Annotated in this window: 16 protein-coding genes; 12 read left to right on the forward strand and 4 right to left on the reverse strand. The window is 36.2% G+C overall.

Annotation, left to right across the window (positions count from 1 at the left end; translation table 11 throughout):
• Positions 1–65 precede the first annotated feature (65 nt).
• From LC457_RS07175 to LC457_RS07195, 5 genes are all read left to right on the forward strand, one after another.
• Positions 66–848: an E3 ubiquitin ligase family protein gene (locus LC457_RS07175; protein WP_223599232.1), complete on the forward strand. Its 783-nt coding sequence runs from the start codon at positions 66–68 to the stop codon at positions 846–848.
• Positions 848–1408, forward strand: coding sequence for a LemA family protein (locus LC457_RS07180; protein ID WP_223599233.1), 561 nt, complete (start codon positions 848–850; stop codon positions 1406–1408). Before LC457_RS07175 ends, LC457_RS07180 begins: the two co-directional genes overlap by 1 nt.
• The gene (locus LC457_RS07185) at positions 1392–1769 is read left to right on the forward strand and encodes a hypothetical protein (protein ID WP_223599234.1); all 378 of its coding nucleotides are present in this window, start codon (positions 1392–1394) and stop codon (positions 1767–1769) included. The genes LC457_RS07180 and LC457_RS07185 overlap by 17 nt, the downstream gene beginning before the upstream one ends.
• 24 nt (positions 1770–1793) lie before the next feature.
• On the forward strand, positions 1794–2444 hold the full coding sequence (locus tag LC457_RS07190; protein ID WP_223599235.1) for a hypothetical protein: 651 nt from the start codon (positions 1794–1796) through the stop codon (positions 2442–2444).
• Positions 2445–2570: 126 nt separating this feature from the next.
• Positions 2571–3287, forward strand: a complete 717-nt coding sequence (locus LC457_RS07195) for a hypothetical protein (RefSeq protein ID WP_223599236.1) — start codon at positions 2571–2573, stop codon at positions 3285–3287.
• 177 nt (positions 3288–3464) lie between these two features.
• Here the strand turns inward: LC457_RS07195 and LC457_RS07200 are convergent, their stop codons facing one another.
• The 3 genes from LC457_RS07200 to LC457_RS07210 form a co-directional block, all read right to left on the reverse strand.
• Positions 3465–5255, reverse strand: coding sequence for an endonuclease (locus LC457_RS07200; protein ID WP_223599237.1), 1791 nt, complete (start codon positions 5253–5255; stop codon positions 3465–3467).
• Between the two features lie 363 nt (positions 5256–5618).
• Complete coding sequence (locus tag LC457_RS07205; RefSeq protein ID WP_047420971.1) at positions 5619–6146, reverse strand: DUF4136 domain-containing protein; 528 nt, start codon at positions 6144–6146, stop codon at positions 5619–5621.
• 1 nt (position 6147) lies between these two features.
• Positions 6148–6330, reverse strand: a complete 183-nt coding sequence (locus LC457_RS07210) for a DUF5522 domain-containing protein (protein ID WP_007842321.1) — start codon at positions 6328–6330, stop codon at positions 6148–6150.
• Positions 6331–6370: 40 nt separating this feature from the next.
• On the opposite strand from LC457_RS07210, the gene LC457_RS07215 reads away from it, so the two are divergent.
• From LC457_RS07215 to LC457_RS07245, 7 genes are all read left to right on the forward strand, one after another.
• Positions 6371–6697, forward strand: a complete 327-nt coding sequence (locus tag LC457_RS07215) for a hypothetical protein (RefSeq protein WP_223599238.1) — start codon at positions 6371–6373, stop codon at positions 6695–6697.
• Positions 6698–7017: 320 nt separating this feature from the next.
• Positions 7018–7926 carry a 1-aminocyclopropane-1-carboxylate deaminase/D-cysteine desulfhydrase gene (locus LC457_RS07220; protein ID WP_223599239.1) on the forward strand — a complete coding sequence of 303 codons (909 nt, stop codon included), beginning with the start codon at positions 7018–7020 and terminating at the stop codon, positions 7924–7926.
• Between the two features lie 66 nt (positions 7927–7992).
• Positions 7993–9051: a glucosaminidase domain-containing protein gene (locus tag LC457_RS07225; protein WP_223599240.1), complete on the forward strand. Its 1059-nt coding sequence runs from the start codon at positions 7993–7995 to the stop codon at positions 9049–9051.
• A gap of 75 nt (positions 9052–9126) precedes the next feature.
• Positions 9127–10416 (forward strand): glutamate-1-semialdehyde 2,1-aminomutase, encoded by a 1290-nt coding sequence (hemL, locus tag LC457_RS07230; protein WP_223599241.1) that lies wholly within the window; start codon positions 9127–9129, stop codon positions 10414–10416.
• Between the two features lie 442 nt (positions 10417–10858).
• On the forward strand, positions 10859–12193 hold the full coding sequence (locus LC457_RS07235; protein WP_223599242.1) for an amidohydrolase: 1335 nt from the start codon (positions 10859–10861) through the stop codon (positions 12191–12193).
• Between the two features lie 238 nt (positions 12194–12431).
• Positions 12432–13277 (forward strand): AraC family transcriptional regulator, encoded by an 846-nt coding sequence (locus tag LC457_RS07240; RefSeq protein WP_223599243.1) that lies wholly within the window; start codon positions 12432–12434, stop codon positions 13275–13277.
• Positions 13278–13357: 80 nt separating this feature from the next.
• Positions 13358–14596, forward strand: coding sequence for an amidohydrolase (locus tag LC457_RS07245; RefSeq protein ID WP_223599244.1), 1239 nt, complete (start codon positions 13358–13360; stop codon positions 14594–14596).
• Between the two features lie 564 nt (positions 14597–15160).
• On the opposite strand, the gene LC457_RS07250 is transcribed toward LC457_RS07245, so the two are convergent.
• The gene (locus LC457_RS07250; RefSeq protein ID WP_223599245.1) at positions 15161–16570 is read right to left on the reverse strand and encodes a hypothetical protein; all 1410 of its coding nucleotides are present in this window, start codon (positions 16568–16570) and stop codon (positions 15161–15163) included.
• Positions 16571–16579: the final 9 nt, after the last annotated feature.

Here is a 16579-nt window from a genome sequence, read left to right on the forward strand (position 1 = left end):
TTAAATACGATACTTTACAAAGTATTTATCGGATTTTTGAAAAGTAAAGTGTTCAGACGAAGCATATGGGAGGTAATAAAGGAAGATCATATACAGGATATATTATTCTGGGAATAATAGCATCATTTTTTATTTATTTTATATTATGGATCATCTTCAAAGAAAAAATGCCCTTGCATGAATATGCATATGAAATTGCCAATAACTATGACAGCTATGCGGAAAAGGCAATCATTCTAATTCCCTTGGCGGTTTTTATTCTCATCTTTATCACTTTAATGAAACCTAATGGTGCAAAACGGTTTTTACGTCTGCAGTCATCGCTTCCCACCTCAAAAATTCATTCAGTTGCAAAAGGTCTGGCAGAGATTGAAGGGACATTGGTGATGAAAAATCCTTTATTCTCCCCGGTAAAGAACGAAGTTTGTATCGGATATTACTATACCATTGAAAATATTGACAGAGATTCGGATGGTAAAGAAACGTACAGAACCATTCATAGAGAAACGCAGTGCAATATCTTTCAGGTTACAGATAATACAGGAACAATTGAAATAGAGCCGGAAGGGATAGAACTGGTTTTATTGGAAGAAACCAATATAAGCAGCCACGGTGGTAAAAGATACAAAGAAACCCTTTTAAAAGATGGTCAGAAGATGTTGTTGGTAGGATATGCCGATTCTAAGAACGGGGTGCCCTTCATAAGAAAAGATGATTATTATAAAATTCTGGGGATTACTTCATCATCAGGAATCAGTGTCTGGAACAAATATCAGCCGTTGCTGAGATCATTTATGTTTACCTGCTCCGTTATCCTGTTAATAATTATTTATATACTCATACAATAATGAATCAGACTGTCGCAATCATATTACTTATCCTGCTGGGGGTAGTTATTATCAGTTTTTTGATCAATCTGTACAACAAATTGGTCATGCTTAAATTTAACGTTGACAAAGCATACGGGAATATTGATGTGGTGCTGAAACAACGTGCAGATGAAATTCCCAATCTGGTAACGGTAGCCAAGCACTTTATGAGCTATGAAGAAAAGCTGCTTACACGTCTTACGGAGCTCAGAACTTTTTATAATAACACTACAGATGCAGACCAAAGAACATCCCTGGCCAATGAAACTTCAAAGGCCTTGTCTTCATTCTTTGCCGTTTCAGAAAACTACCCCGAACTGAAATCTAATACTAATTTTCTGGAGCTTCAGAAGAGAGTTTCCGAGTTGGAAAACAAAATAGCAGACAGAAGAGAATTTTTTAATGACAGTGTTAACCTTTATAACATAGGAATTCATGAATTTCCAAATGTTATATTGGCAAAAATACTTGCATATAAAGACAAAACATTACTGGAAATAACAGATTCTGAAAAACAATATAATGGAGTTCAGTTTTAATACTTTTTTCGGATTGGAAAGCAAAATGGCAGACTTCCCCGAAGTTACCTTATTTGGAGCTATGTTTCTGCCCCTGCTGCTATTTATTCCGGTTGCATTGATAGGCTGGATATTCAGAAAGCTTAAATTCAATATGTACATCATTCATGTATTGATGTATACATTGCTTTTTACATTTATATTGGGTGCTATTACCATATTTGTACTTTTCTTTATTACAGACAAAAATGGAGTGAAACTAGCATATTGCTGGCTTACGGTCTTTACTGGAATGTTCATTTTCAGTTTAATCAACGCCAATACTATTACTAAAATGTTTACCGATTGGTCGAAAATAATTAAAGACAGACAGAATCAGTAATTTTAGAAAAAAATACCTGATAGGATGAAAATAACAAGAGTTCTGATATTAATTTTTGTAGTATTGATCAATATCTGTTGTGGAAATAAATCATTTGATCTTTCATCAGTTACATTAGGCGATGATGCAAAGAAGTATGACTTTGAAAACAAAGATTTATTTATGAAAGATGCCGCAAAAGCAGATATCATTCAATATTATGCTGATGAAAACAAAGGAGTAACCTACGGAAATATACCCTTAGACAATATGATGGGTACAAGAATTACAGTATACAAAGGGAAAGTAGGAGCTGTAGATACCAATGCTGCTGAAAAATATTCTCTGGAATTTGTAGAAAAAATAGTGAAAAAGCATGGAAATCCTACAGCTTCTATCACCGATAAAGCAATCGTAGATGCCAAACTTGTAAAGTCAATTTTTGAAAAGCTTAAAAAACTTTCTCCTGAAAAAGTTTCATGGGATCAAAATCAAAAAAATGCCTTTACTTATCCAACTTCTTTCTTCTGGGATGACGGAAAAAATTATTCCATATTGAGTATCTCTATTGAAGATGATGGAAAAATAAGAAATAAATACATTTCCGTTACGAAAGATGCGTATCGTAATAATGCCGTATTTGGATTGAAATATCCAACACCTCCGGTCTCTCCGTGGTATAAGTATATGAAGTAAAATGTGTACCCAAAGAAGAAAAAGGAAATAGAAAAACAGGAATATGATAAATAAAAATCAGGTTTCAAATACTTGAATCGCTTTTTTTCTGTTGTATTCTTATAATCAGGTACTAACACTAACATTATGAAAAAATTGAAATATGTATTAATACCAGTAATCTGCCTGGGGCTTATATCATGCAACCAGCAGAAAAATAAAGATACTGAATTGGTGCTTGAAATGAAGGGAAGTACTCAGACGGAACCATTTAATCTTGCTCAACTTAAAACCGGGCAAAACATTAATGAAATTTTAAAATCTGCCGGAGCAACAGCCAAAGAAGCAGTACGTACCAGTGAAGTGACCCTTATCGGAAATGAAAAACTTGCTTTTTCATCAAAAGAACTATTACACTTCAATGGAATAGATCTGGAGGGAAAGAATAATAAAAATACCAATAAAGTAATTTTACATTTTGGAAAAGTAGATCAGGAAATTGGTCCTCTTGCCAATGAAAAAGAAGACGAATTGGGAATGTATCAGCTTGATATTTATACAGAACAGGAAAAAACAGCCCTTCTGGATAACTTAAACAAAACACTTCAAAAACCTAGTTTTGATACCATACATGAAGGTTTTGAATCAGAAGTTAAAGATAATGAGATCATCCAGACTCAAAATAAACTAAGGCAGGAAGTGGCTATATGGAGAAACAAAGATATGCTCTATTACTACTGCGAAACCAAAATAGACAACAGACCTGACGAATACCGCTGTAATCTTTTCGTTTTCAAAAATAAAGAATGGAAAGACCTTTTAAAAGGATCTGGATACCCGGATCTGGATAAAATATCTCTATAACATTTGCTTTATTAATCAGCTTGTTTATCCTTCTTTACTCTCTAAAAAAATGTGTAAATCAGTAAGATAAAATTTTTGCGTTAAAAAATCCATTCAATTACAAAATCTGTCAAGCTTTAAAAATAAGAAATGCCGGTCTTTTTGAGACCGGCATTTTATATGAAGTTGATATCTGAATTATTTTACCAAAAACTGCATCGTGGTCTGATCCAGTTTCAAAATGTAAATTCCCTGACCAAGATTTCTTGTTTTGATAGAATTTCCATCTCTGAAAGGCTGATCAATCGTCTGAAGAACTTTCCCCTGAAGATTATAAATTTCAGCTTTTTTAACTTTCTGAAGATCTCCTTTTACAAAAATCTCCTGATTAGTAATTGGGTTAGGAGAAATTTTAAAACTCTTTGCTGAAGTTTCCAAAGCTGTAGCTTGTGCCATTCTTGCAGATGTTCCCGGATAACATGTCCAGGCAAGATCATCAATAGCAACCCTGTTACTTGAAGAATTGTTAACCAGGCTTACCACTACATTTCCGGAAATATTGATATTGCTGATGGTAGTCGTTGTAGATGAAGTACTGTAAGGAATAGTTCCTACACTTGTTCCGTTTACTTTTACATCAAAAGTATCATTCGTTCCTGAGAATTTAAGCTGTGTAGTTACAGTTAAAGAACCAATACCGTTTGCAGAAGTACCGGAAGTTAAAGAACCGTTTCTTACCGTAATAGCTTTATTGTTAATAGTCTGATCAGTTCTTGCATCCGTTGCTGTCCATGAGATTCCTCCATTGCTCCATGTTCTCGTTGTGTAAGTAGAGTTGGCCGCAGGAATGGTTTCAAAAGTTTCATTAGCACAATTAGTCGCTGGAGTGGTGCCTCCTGAATTGGTAGTACCGGAAACTACAGAACTGTTTGATGACGAATTTCCTGCCGCATCCTTCGCTACAACATAGAAGCTGTACGTAGTAGAAGGAGCAAGTCCTGAAATAGTCGTTGAAGTTGAACTTACTGTAGTGGCCAGATTTCCGTCCATGTAAACATTGTAAGCTGTTACTCCTACATTATCCGTAGAGGCATTCCACGCAAGAGAAATACTGTTGGAAGTCTTTCCTGAAACATTAAGCCCTGTTGCTGTGGTCGGAGCCTGAGTATCACCTGAAGGCTGCTGAGAACCCCAGATAAGATTTACATAATTCGGGTTATCAATAAATGGATTTCTGTTCCCCTGGAAAGTATAAGAAGCATTATTTCTTTTGATCTCAGCCTGAGAAACCGGATCCTGATTATGCCATGCCAGAAGAACATTCAGTTCCCATGTCTGCAATCCCGGGAATGTAGAACTTCCTAACATGTTTCCTGATGAGAAAGTAGAAAGTTTACTCTGGTAACGGGTTACAAAATAGAAAATCATACGCGCCACATCACCTTTAAACTCATCAATCGGCTCGAAAACCGTCCCCGAATATCCTGAAGAAGCTGACGTTCCAAGCTTTGATCCATTCTGTGAAGTAAACGAAGCACTTCCTACCTTTCCGAAAGGATAATTACTTCTCATTCCGTTTACTTTTCCATCTGTAGCTCTGATAAAATGAATATCAGCAACCATCGGAGAAGCTTGATTGAAAAGACTTTGAGGAACAATGTGTTCTCTGTTGTAACAATTTCCTTCCGTAGAATAAGTTCCACACTGGTTGGTTCCCGGAGTGTACTTATAAGGATCTGCACCTAAAGGCTTTTCAGAATAGATATCAAGGATAGAACCATCATTTTCATAATCCTTATCAATATCAGTGGTTTTGTAAGCAGTCCACAGTCCACTATAACCTTTGTCCATATGTCCGTTGGTGATAATACTGCTTAATTCCGTTTTCAATGCTGCGCCACTCAACCCGTTGGCAGAATTGTAGTATCCTGCAGGTGCCTGAGCGTAGGCAAGTCCCGCAAATAGAGAAAATAAAATAACTTTTTTCATATAATATTAAGTTTAAGCAAGAATAACACATTTTTGTGAATAAAAAATTAAGTAAGCGTTAATTTTAAATGTACTGCATGTAAGAAGTTGTGAATGACTAGGTTTTGGTTTCGGGATTCGAGCTTTGAGGTTCGGGATTCGTGTTTCGGAGGTTGTAGGTTTGGATCCGGGTAATGAATTTCAATATTCAATAGGGACGGGCTTTAGCCCGGTTTAAAATAAAACGTTTCCTTTTGGCTTTAGCCAAACTTAAAAATTAAAATGTTTTTTGTAAAAATCTGTGTTATCTATGGAAAAGCGGAATAATTACCCATAAAAAAAGCCAGTACAAAAATACTGGCTTATATAATGGATGACTTAAATTTATTTTCTTTGTGGCGGATAATTTTTCATAATCTCAGCCATGATTTCCGGAATCTGTCTCTGTTTCGCTTTTGGAGAATCTACAGAAATTCCGCTTCCGATACCCTGCCAAACCAATTTGTTGGTTTTTGCATCAATAAGGTCTACAATCAGTGCACCTTCATTATAATTTGAGGTCCATGTTCTGCTCATTCCAACTCCCCATCCGAATGGTCCGCCCCATCCCCACATTCCGTAAGGTGAAGAAGAATTGATATCCGTAACCTTTTTATGGTTAGCTTTTACATTGATAATCAAATCAGGATTTTCTCCGGATTGAAGCCCTTTGCTTTGAAGCTGTCTCGACAGTTCATTCAGGACTCTGTCTTTATCAATATCATTCAATTTTAGATCATCAATTCTTATTTTATACGTTTTGAAAGAATTGAAATTGGCGGTTTCAGCATAATCTGAACGTACCTGAAAAGGGCTACAAGAAGTTAATCCTAAAGTAGCAGATGCCAACAAAATAAAAATATATTTTTTCATTTTATTTATTTTTTTTATCATTTTTAATGAATGTATCAGTCTTTTTATCGTACCCGTAAGGACAGTGCCTGCAGCCGCTTTTACAGCAATAACCTCTTTTCAGATGAAATTTTTCTGTAAAAACCTTGTACCCCTGTTCATTATAGTAGAAGTCTTCACCTTCTTTGATGTCATAATGGGCCATAAGTTAAATGCTAGTCAAAAAACTTTTTATATTTGTTACTATGATAATTGTATGCCAAAAGCCTTTAAAAAAATTAAAAATTAATGGCATTGCTCTCTTTCCCTTTATCTTCATTAGGAAACCCGAAGATAAGGAAAATAATGTATTGATCAATCACGAAAAAATCCATTTACGCCAACAGCTGGAAATGCTTATCATTTTCTTCTATATTTTTTATGTTATTGAATATTATTACTGGGTCTTCAAACTGAAAAACGGTTATCTGGCTTATAGAAGAATCTCCTTTGAAAGAGAAGCATACGCGAATGAAAATAACCTGAACTATCTGCAAAAAAGAAAATTCTGGAACTTCAGGAAATACCTTTGAAATGATGAATGATGAGTTTCGGGATTCGGGATTCGGGTTTTGGAAGCTTGGTTTTGGAATTTTATATTTTTAGATTCTAACTTCAATATTCTCTATATTCAACATTTAATATTCAATAGGAACGGGCTTTAGTCCGTTTATCAAATAACTCCAAATTCATTCGGCTTTAGCCAAAACTTACAATTAAACAGTTCATATATAAAATCAAAAAAAGACATCTGTGAAAATCTGCGTTATCTTTGGGAGCAAAGAAAACCCTCACAACACTAAATCTTTTCCTATTTTTGTAAAGAATAAACCTTGAGCTGCTAAAAACTGAAATGCTATTACAACTTCCCACAGAACCTGTTTCCATTCAGGAAATTCCCATTCATAAAAATGTAAAACTTTTCATTAAAAGGGAAGATCAGATTCATCCACAGATTTCAGGCAATAAATACTGGAAACTGTTTTACAATGTGAACCACTATCTGGAAAAAAATCCGGAGAAATCCTATATTATTACTTTTGGCGGAGCCTTTTCCAACCATATCGCTGCGGTCTCAGCAGTAGGAAATCTGGCTGGTATTCCAACATTGGGAATCATCAGAGGAGAAGAACTGCAGCATAAGTGGAGGGATAATCCTACTTTACTTTTCGCCAAAAGAAATGGCATGAACCTGAAATTTGTCACTCGTGAAGAATACCGTCATAAAGAAAAACTGACAGAATTCCTTCATCAGGAGTTTCCCGAGGCTTTAATAGTACCTGAAGGAGGGACCAATGAAGAGGCTGTGGAAGGGGTGAAAATGATGCTCAATGAACAAACAAAAGATTTTGACTATCTTTGCACCGCAGTTGGAACCGGAGGAACCATTGCAGGAATTTCAAAATTTAGTGAAGACAATCAGAAAGTTATAGGATTTAACGTGGTTAATGATACTTCACTGGAAAATAAAATTTTTGAATTAACTTTAAGACATAATTTTAATCTAATAGATTCATGTTTTGGAGGTTACGGTAAAATAAATGATGAAAACATTCGTTTTATCAATGATTTCAAAGAAAAATATGGTATTCCTTTAGAACCGATATATACAGGAAAAATGATGGAGAAAGTTTTTGAACTGATTGAAGATGATTATTTTCCTGAAAACAGCAGCATTTTATGCTTTCATACTGGTGGATTACAGGGAATTGAGGGCGCTAATCTGCTTTTAGAAAAACAGAATAGAAATTTAATTATATAAGTAAAATTGAAAAACATGAAACACTTAGTGTTCCATCTTTCATTTTAAAACAATAAAAAATATAAGATGAAAAGACTTTTCCTATCCATAAGCCTTTTAGTTTTATCAAAATTTTCTGCCCAGACCTGGGCAACCGAAGATCAGTATATTCAGAAGTTTGCTAAATATGCCGTAGAAGAAATGGAAAAATATAAGATTCCGGCTTCTATTACGCTTGCACAAGGGTTGTTAGAAACCGGAGGAGGGCAAAGCAGATTAGCACAGGAAGGTAAAAACCACTTCGGTATAAAATGTAAAGAAGACTGGACCGGTAGAACGATGAAACATACCGATGATGCACCTAACGAATGCTTCCGTGTGTATGATGATCCAAGACAGTCTTATGAAGACCATTCTATATTTTTATCCACAAGAAAATATTACGCAAACCTTTTCAAGCTGGACATGAGGGATTACAGAGCATGGGCTACAGGTTTAAAAAAAGCAGGCTATGCTACCAACCCACGTTATGCTTCAATTCTTATTACCAAAATTGAAAAGTACAGGCTCTATGAATTTGACAATACCAGTTCAAATGAGGTACTGTATGCCGTACTTAAAATGTATCCGGATCTGAAAGATGACAGAACTTTCATGGCACAACTGGAGCCTTCAAAAGGATTTAAAAAAGCTAAAGACCCGGTTACTGTAGAAGTTCCTTACAAACAGACTTCTTACGCACAACAGCAAAAAAGAGTGGAAAGAATTAAAACGAAAGCTGAAATTCTTAATTCCATTCTTATCAAAAGCCACCCGAATGACGGTCTGAAATATATCGTAATTCCTGAAGATACTGATGTGAAATTCATTGCCAATAAATTCAAAGTCAGCGAAAGCAGACTGATAAAGTGGAATGAACTGGAAGGTGAAACCTTAAAGAAAAATGATATTGTTTTCCTTGAATCAAAAAATTCTACAGGAAATACAGCTACTTATAAAGCCGAATCCGGAGAAGATATGCATGATATTGCTCAGAAATTCGGAATCAAATTAAATAAACTTTACGCTAAAAACAGAATGGATGAAGGACAACAGCCCTCTGCAGGACAGCTGATTTATTTAATAGACAAAAAACCACGAAACTAATTTAATTTTTTTGTTGAGAGTTTACCGTTGACAGTTACATGCCAACCAGCAACTGTCAACAACAACTAAGTATATATGAAGTATCAGAGAAGTTCGGCTTTGTTTGATGAAGCCTACAAATACATTCCGGGAGGAGTAAACTCTCCGGTGAGAGCATTCAAATCCGTAGGAGGTGTTCCTGTTTTTATGAAATCCGCAAAAGGTGCTTACCTTACCGATGCAGATGACAATATTTACATCGATTATATCAATTCATGGGGCCCGGCCATTTTAGGACATACACATCCTGAAGTACTGGAAGAGCTGAAGATCCAGGCAGAGAAAGGATTCTCTTTCGGAGCTCCTACAGAACTGGAAACGGAAATTGCAAAATTCATTATTGATAACGTCCCGAATATTGACCAGATCAGAATGGTTTCTTCAGGAACAGAAGCATGTATGAGTGCAGTAAGACTAGCCAGAGGATACACAGGAAGAGATAAGATCGTAAAATTTGAAGGTTGCTATCATGGACATTCAGATTCATTCCTTATTAAAGCCGGAAGTGGTGCTGCTACATTCGGAAATCCAAATTCTCCGGGAGTAACAGCTGGTACTGCGAAAGATACATTATTAGCACGCTATAACGATTTTGAACAGGTAGAAGATCTTTTCCGTCACAATCAGGGCGAAATTGCAGCGGTGATTATAGAGCCGGTTGCAGGAAATATGGGATGTGTACTGCCGGAAAACAACTTCTTACAAAACCTGAGAAAGATCTGTGATGAAAACGGAGCATTATTAATTTTCGATGAGGTAATGACCGGTTTCAGATTGGCTTTTGGTGGTGCTCAGGAGCTTTTCAATGTAAAGGCAGACTTAGTAACTTACGGAAAAGTAATTGGTGGGGGGCTTCCGGTAGGAGCTTTTGCAGGAAGAAATGAAATTATGGATCACCTGGCTCCAAAAGGAGGAGTATATCAGGCAGGAACATTAAGTGGAAATCCTTTAGCAATGAGAGCCGGATTAAAAACTCTTCAGCTTATTAAAAATGATCCTGAATTTTTCAACAGATTGCATAAAACAACAGAAACATTGGATTTTGAAATCGGAAAAATTTTAAACGAAAAAGGAATTGCTCATAAAATCAACAGAAAAGGTTCTATGATGTCTGTTTTCTTCCATATCAACAGGGTTTCAAACTTTGATGAGGCTCAGGAAGCTAACCATTCATTGTTTAATAACTTCTTCCACCAGATGCTGCAGAATGGGGTGTATTTACCACCAAGTGGATACGAAACGTACTTCATCAGTGATGCCATCAAGGATAAAGAAATTGATATGACACTGGAAGCAGTAAGAAAATTTGAATATTCCAATAAATAATAATGAGACCGGATTTTTAGATCCGGTTTTTTTATGCAGAATGATTTGAATTGGAAAGTCTGCAGATCAATAAAAAACTCTACGCAATCAAAGTTATCCGCAAAGTTTGTCACTCCGTAGGAGTCTCAACAGAGTAAGCAGCATAATTAGATTCCTACGGAATGGACAAGGATACTGTAAACATTTTGTATAAATCGTAAGTGTTTTTTACGTCTAAAAATATCCGCAAAGTTTGTCACTCCGTAGGAGTCTCAACAGAATCAGCAACATAATTAGATTCCAACGGAATGATAATTGTGGTTGATATCTTTCTTATTGTAGTAAAGAAAAGTTGGGAATTTAATACCTTATCAACACAAAGCATAAATCATACAGATTTTGTAATAAACCATACACTTTGATCAGAACACTTCTTTTTAATTTTGTCATAAATAGATTGGAAATGAAGACCTCAGACAATAATATGTCCCGCAAAGATTTTATCCGAAATTCAGCTTTGGCTGTAGCGGGATTAACTTTAATACCTAATATCATGACTGCATCACCTTTTATGGATGAAAATAATAGCTTGACAAAAGGAAAAATGAGTCTTAAAAATGTTCGTCTGGAAACAGGGTTTGAATATCATGATGGTGAAGTGGCTTCTACCAAGACAGATCTGTTCTATGTGGAGGTTGAAAACGGAAAAATTACAAAGATTGCTCCGAATCAGCCTAATGCTAAAGCGGTAGATGCAAAAGGATTATTGATGCTTCCTGCATTCAAGGATATGCACATTCACCTGGATAAAACTTTTTATGGAGATCAATGGCAAGCCGTTAGAAAAAGAACCGGAGGAATTAAAGGAATGATAGAGTTGGAGCAGAAAATGCTTCCTGATATGCTGAAGAATTCAACCTTCAAGGCGGAGAAACTGATCGAACTGTTACAGTCAAAAGGAACTTCGTATGCAAGAAGTCATGTGAATATTGAACCCACTTCAAAACTTCAGTCATTAAAAAATCTGCAGAAAGCTTTAGAAAATAAAAAGAAAAGTTTCGGAGCCGAGCTGGTAGCATTCCCGCAGCATGGCGTTTTCTATACAGATTCCGTACCTTATCTGAAAGAAGCAGCGAAGATGGATATTGATTTCATCGGAGGAGTAGACCCGTTTAACATAGACGGAGATATTGAAAAAGTGGTAGATTTCACTGTTCAGCTGGCTTTGGACAATAAAAAAGGAATAGATATTCACCTGCATGAAACCGGAGATTCAGGATTAAAGACCGTTGAATATCTTATTAAAAAAGTAAATGAAAACCCTTCTCTGAAAGGAAAAACATACTTAAGCCACTGTTTTATTCTGGCTAAACTGGAAGCCGTAAAACAGGAAGAAATCGCCGAAAAATTAGCAGAAGCCCAAATCGGAATTGTCTCTACAATCCCTTTCGGAAGGCTGATCATGCCAATACCAACGCTGTACAAACACAATGTAACCGTTCTTACAGGAAATGACAGCATCATAGATCACTGGAATACTTTTGGGACAGGAAGTGTACTTCAGAAAGCCAATTTAATGGCTCAATTGTACGGATATTCAACAGAATTTTTATTATCAAGAAGCTTAAAACTGGCAACAGGAAATATTCTTCCGCTGGATGATAAAGGAACTCAGCAATGGCCGAAATCCGGAGATAAGGCAGACTTTGTACTCATCAATGCAAGCTGTTCAGCAGAAGCCGTATCAAGAATTTCAGAAGTGGAATCATTGGTGTATGATGGAAATGTTGTCTTTTAGACCCAGCGATATAATTGTTTACAAATTTATATATATAATTTAGTTGTGTTTTTTTAACCACAAAGGGTATAAACGTTTTACAGTAAAGCCTGGAAATTTATTGAAATTTTTCAGAAACAGCCACTGAATGCAGAGAGAAACTGAAGTAGAAGTGGTGTAGGTAAAGGTTTTGTCCCGTTTGTGGTTATTTTAGTTTTTTCTCACAAATTTTAGTAATTTTAGGAGAAAATCAGGTAGAGTGGGCTATCATACGGATCATTTTCCAATTTTAGGAATTCAGGAATTTAGTGAGAATCAGCTGAACGGCTGTAATCTGCTGTTTAATGAACTTTACGGGGCACGCTCCATTGATGATCCCCATAAGCATGATTTTTTTATCATCAATCTTTTTGAGCACGGAGTTGGCTCACATACCATAGATTTTACAGAATATCAGGTAAAAGACTATCAGATTCATCTTGTTTTTCCGGATCAGGTGCATCAATGGGTGATTGAAAAAGAAACTATAGGTTATCAGTTGATGATAAGCAGAGACTGGTTTGAAAGTTTTCTGCCGTCATTAAGGTTCTCTGCCTCTTATTATCAGAATCATCCGGTTATCAATCTTTCCCCGGAAGTTTTTGCCACATTTCTTTATGAATTCCAGGAAATCCAGAAAGAGCTGAATGCCGAAAAGATATTCTGGGAACTCATTCAAAAAAGAAGTGAATTGATTGGTCTGCTGGTAAGCAAATCTGTGGAAGGAGCTTTTAAAGATTTTGAAGTCTATAACTCGAACCCAATTATCTCAAAGTTTCTCCATCTTATTGATGAACATTTCAAAACAGAAAGATCGGTTTCTTTTTATGCAGATAAACTCAATATTTCTGCCAACTATCTGAATATTGTGTGCAAGAAAAATCTCAATGCTTCGGCTTCATCTCTTATTCAGAACCGTATTTTATTGGAAGCTAAAAGGCTTTTAAAAGTTTCTGAAATGTCAGTAAAAGATATTGTTTATGATCTTGGTTTCTACGATCATGCAAGTTTTTCCAAATTCTTTAAATCACAGACGGGAATGACACCTTCCCAATTCAAAGAATAATCTGTACAAAACAAGACATAATTGATACACCGGTTTTCCCCTTAAGCCGGCTTAATTTTGTATTGTTAAAATTTTAAATCATGCAATTTCCCTATCAATTAACTGCAAAAGGAAAATATTCCCTTAAAAATGTCCGCCTGGAAACAGGTTTTGAATACGAAAATGAAGAGGTAACCGGAACAACAACTGACCTTTTCAGTATTGAAATTGAAGACGGAAAAATAAAAGCAGTAAAAGCTAATGATCCTGCTTCCAAAGCGATTGATGCTAAAGGATATCTGATGCTTCCTGCATTCAGAGATATGCACATTCATCTGGATAAAACATTATATGGTCTTCCATGGCAGGCTCTTTCTCCAAAAAGAAGAACAGTGAAAGATATGATTGCGTATGAGCAGGAAATCATTCCTGAACTGTTGAAAACTTCCGTAAGCAGGGCAGAACAGCTGATCAGCCTGCAGCAGCATTATGGAACTCATTTCGTAAGAACGCATTTCAATATTGATCCTACCTCGGGACTGAAATCTCTGGAACATCTTGAGCAGGCTCTTGAAAATAAAAAAGACTCTTTTAAAGCAGAATTGGTTGCTTTCCCGCAACATGGAGTTTACTATACAGAAACAGCTCCATTGATGAAAGAAGCAGCACAGCTTAAAAGCGTAGGATTTATCGGTGGATTGGATCCATTAAGTATTGACGGAAGCATTGAAAAAGTGATGGATTTTACTGTTCAGCTGGCTTTAGATCATAATAAAGGAATTGATATTCACCTGCATGAAACAGGAGAATCCGGAATGAAAACAATCAATTATCTGATTGATAAAGCGATCGAAAATCCAGCACTTCAAGGAAAAACATTTGTAAGTCACGCATTTGCATTAGCTCATCTCTCTCCAAAAGAAGTAGAACAGATTTCAGAAAGACTGGCTGCCGGAAAAGTAGGAATTGCTTCTTCTGTACCTTTTAAAGGAACGGTAATGCCTATTCCAACTTTGAAAAAATATGGGGTGAATGTGTTGATAGGAAATGATAATGTACAGGACTATTGGAGTACTTTCGGATCAGGAAGTATGCTGCAGAAAGCCAATCTGATTGCCGAGTTATATGGTTATGCTACAGAATATGCCTTGTCAAGAGCTTTGCAGTTTGCGACTCAAAGTATTCTTCCCCTGGATGAAAAAGGAAAACAGCAATGGCCTAAAGCTGGTGATGAAGCTGCCATTGTTCTTACAGACGCTTCATGTTCCGCAGAAGCAGTTTCCAGAATGTCTGAAATAAAAGCCCTGATGAATGATGGGAATTTATTCTGGAGAAATTAATTGAAGTATATATATTTTTTATACACTTGTTTTTTGTGAATGCCATCGGGAGTTTTCCTGGTGGCGTTTTTTTAATTATGAATTGTGAGTTATGAGTTATGAGTTATGAGTTATGAGTTATGAGTTATGAGTTTCGGGATCCGGGTTTCGGGGTTCTTCTTTATCAATAGGAACGGGCTTTAGCCCGTTTATTAATATATAAATACATTCGTTCGGCTTTAGCCAAAACCTAAGAATAAACCCGTGGTAAATAAGAAAAAAACTGTTCAAATTATTGTTATCTGTCGTAGAATATCTTCTTTGCTTTATCAATAGGAACGGGCTTTAGTCCGTTTATTAATATGTGAATACATTCGTCCGGCTTTAGCCTAAACCTACCAATAAACCCCATAATCAATTTAAAAAATAACTGTTCATATTGCTTTTTCTGTTTATACAATATGAACACCTCTTAATATTGATTTAGACAGACAGTCATACTATCTGAACATAACAATAAAAAAAGCCCTCGGAAATATTCCGAAGGCCTTCTATTTGAAATTAAATCTAAGTACTTATATAATGTTATAAGTTGAAGTTTGTCCATCCAGCATACCAGGTATCTGTAGCATCTTTTACCGCACCTTTGTAAGTTACCTGTGTAAACCAAGTAGCTAATTTAGGGTTAGTAAATGCACCTCCAGTTAATAATGGAGAACCTGCAGTAGGAGTGAAGTTTGGTGTAGTTCCTGCAGGAGCCCATGCACCGGCAAGTTTTACATCAGCAGTAGAAGCAAGGATTGTGTTTCCTTTAGCATTAAACCAAGTCGTAAGATCGTTCAATGTATACGTTGTCGGAGTAGAAGTAGATGGTCCGAATTTTAAAGGAGTTTGCATTCCTGCTAAAACGTTGTTTTCAAAGAATAATTTGTTACCTACGATATTGTTATCCGTTGGAGCACCTTTTGTAGCATCGATGAATAAACCAACAGGGAATCCTGTAAATACAGAGTTGAATACAGAGATAGAAGAGTTTCTTCTAATCTGTAATGCATTCTGGAATAATGCGTTGATTGATCCTGGAGCCACAGAGTTGATTGGCCCGATAATCGTCATGTTAGAGAATGTAGCTGATGTCTGAGGCGTCAAAGTAGAACCGTTGGCATCATTATCAGATTCAAATGCGTTAGAACCTGAAACGTCTGCTATCTGAGAATCTCTTACCGCGATACCAAACTGTACCTTTCCTGAGAAACCGTTATCCGTATCGAAATCATCATCAAGACCTTTGTAAGAAATAAGGTGAGAACAGTTTACCGTTCCTCCGAACCATTCAAAACTATCATCATTAGCATAAGCAACCTCTACGTAATCTACTGTAGTTCCGCTACCTACACCACCGAACGTAAGTCCGTTGATCTCTTTATCCGGTAAGAATGCATATCCTGCATATTCTATTCTTACATATTTTAATACACCACTGTTATCAGCAGCATTGTTTCCACCATAAAGTCCAAGACCTTCAGAGTTGTTGATTCCTCCTTCAATCTCTCCAACTCCGTTTGCTCCACCGAAAGAAGCATTAGTAGGAGCATTTCCTAAAATTACTACACCTGCCCAGTCTCCTCTTTTAGGACTTGGTTTTTCAGAAGTGAAGATAATAGGGTTGGCAGCAGTTCCTTCTGCCATGATTTTACTTCCTTTTGTAATGATCAAAGCTCCGTTTTTATCAGCTTCACCTACGATCTTTGTACCTGGCTCGATAGTTAAAGTAGCTCCGTTAGTTACATATACTAGTCCTCTTAGCTTATAAATTTTGTTAGCTTTAAGCGTCATGCTGGAAGTGATCTTTCCTGAAAGAATAAGGTTTTCAGTTTCTCCGTTTCCGTTGCCTCCATTTTGAATAATGGTAGGTCCATCTTCTTCTATATTTCTACAAGCGGTAGTTGATACTATAGCGCCAAGCATTAAAGAATATAAAACGAACTTTTTCATGTTATAAAG

It is taken from the genome of Chryseobacterium sp. GVT01B (assembly GCF_019970045.1).
In the GTDB taxonomy this organism is placed as follows: Bacteria; Bacteroidota; Bacteroidia; order Flavobacteriales; family Weeksellaceae; genus Chryseobacterium.

Excerpts from the sequence above, each read along its gene's own strand:
- LC457_RS07175 (WP_223599232.1), top strand. The coding sequence starts at position 66 with ATGGGAGGTAATAAAGGAAGATCATATACAGGATATATTATTCTGGGA.
- LC457_RS07180 (WP_223599233.1), top strand. The coding sequence starts at position 848 with ATGAATCAGACTGTCGCAATCATATTACTTATCCTGCTGGGGGTAGTT.
- LC457_RS07185 (WP_223599234.1), top strand. The coding sequence starts at position 1,392 with ATGGAGTTCAGTTTTAATACTTTTTTCGGATTGGAAAGCAAAATGGCA.
- LC457_RS07190 (WP_223599235.1), top strand. The coding sequence starts at position 1,794 with ATGAAAATAACAAGAGTTCTGATATTAATTTTTGTAGTATTGATCAAT.
- LC457_RS07195 (WP_223599236.1), top strand. The coding sequence starts at position 2,571 with ATGAAAAAATTGAAATATGTATTAATACCAGTAATCTGCCTGGGGCTT.
- LC457_RS07200 (WP_223599237.1), bottom strand. The coding sequence starts at position 5,255 with ATGAAAAAAGTTATTTTATTTTCTCTATTTGCGGGACTTGCCTACGCT.
- LC457_RS07205 (WP_047420971.1), bottom strand. The coding sequence starts at position 6,146 with ATGAAAAAATATATTTTTATTTTGTTGGCATCTGCTACTTTAGGATTA.
- LC457_RS07210 (WP_007842321.1), bottom strand. The coding sequence starts at position 6,330 with ATGGCCCATTATGACATCAAAGAAGGTGAAGACTTCTACTATAATGAA.
- LC457_RS07215 (WP_223599238.1), top strand. The coding sequence starts at position 6,371 with ATGATAATTGTATGCCAAAAGCCTTTAAAAAAATTAAAAATTAATGGC.
- LC457_RS07220 (WP_223599239.1), top strand. The coding sequence starts at position 7,018 with ATGCTATTACAACTTCCCACAGAACCTGTTTCCATTCAGGAAATTCCC.
- LC457_RS07225 (WP_223599240.1), top strand. The coding sequence starts at position 7,993 with ATGAAAAGACTTTTCCTATCCATAAGCCTTTTAGTTTTATCAAAATTT.
- hemL (WP_223599241.1), top strand. The coding sequence starts at position 9,127 with ATGAAGTATCAGAGAAGTTCGGCTTTGTTTGATGAAGCCTACAAATAC.
- LC457_RS07235 (WP_223599242.1), top strand. The coding sequence starts at position 10,859 with ATGAAGACCTCAGACAATAATATGTCCCGCAAAGATTTTATCCGAAAT.
- LC457_RS07245 (WP_223599244.1), top strand. The coding sequence starts at position 13,358 with ATGCAATTTCCCTATCAATTAACTGCAAAAGGAAAATATTCCCTTAAA.
- LC457_RS07250 (WP_223599245.1), bottom strand. The coding sequence starts at position 16,570 with ATGAAAAAGTTCGTTTTATATTCTTTAATGCTTGGCGCTATAGTATCA.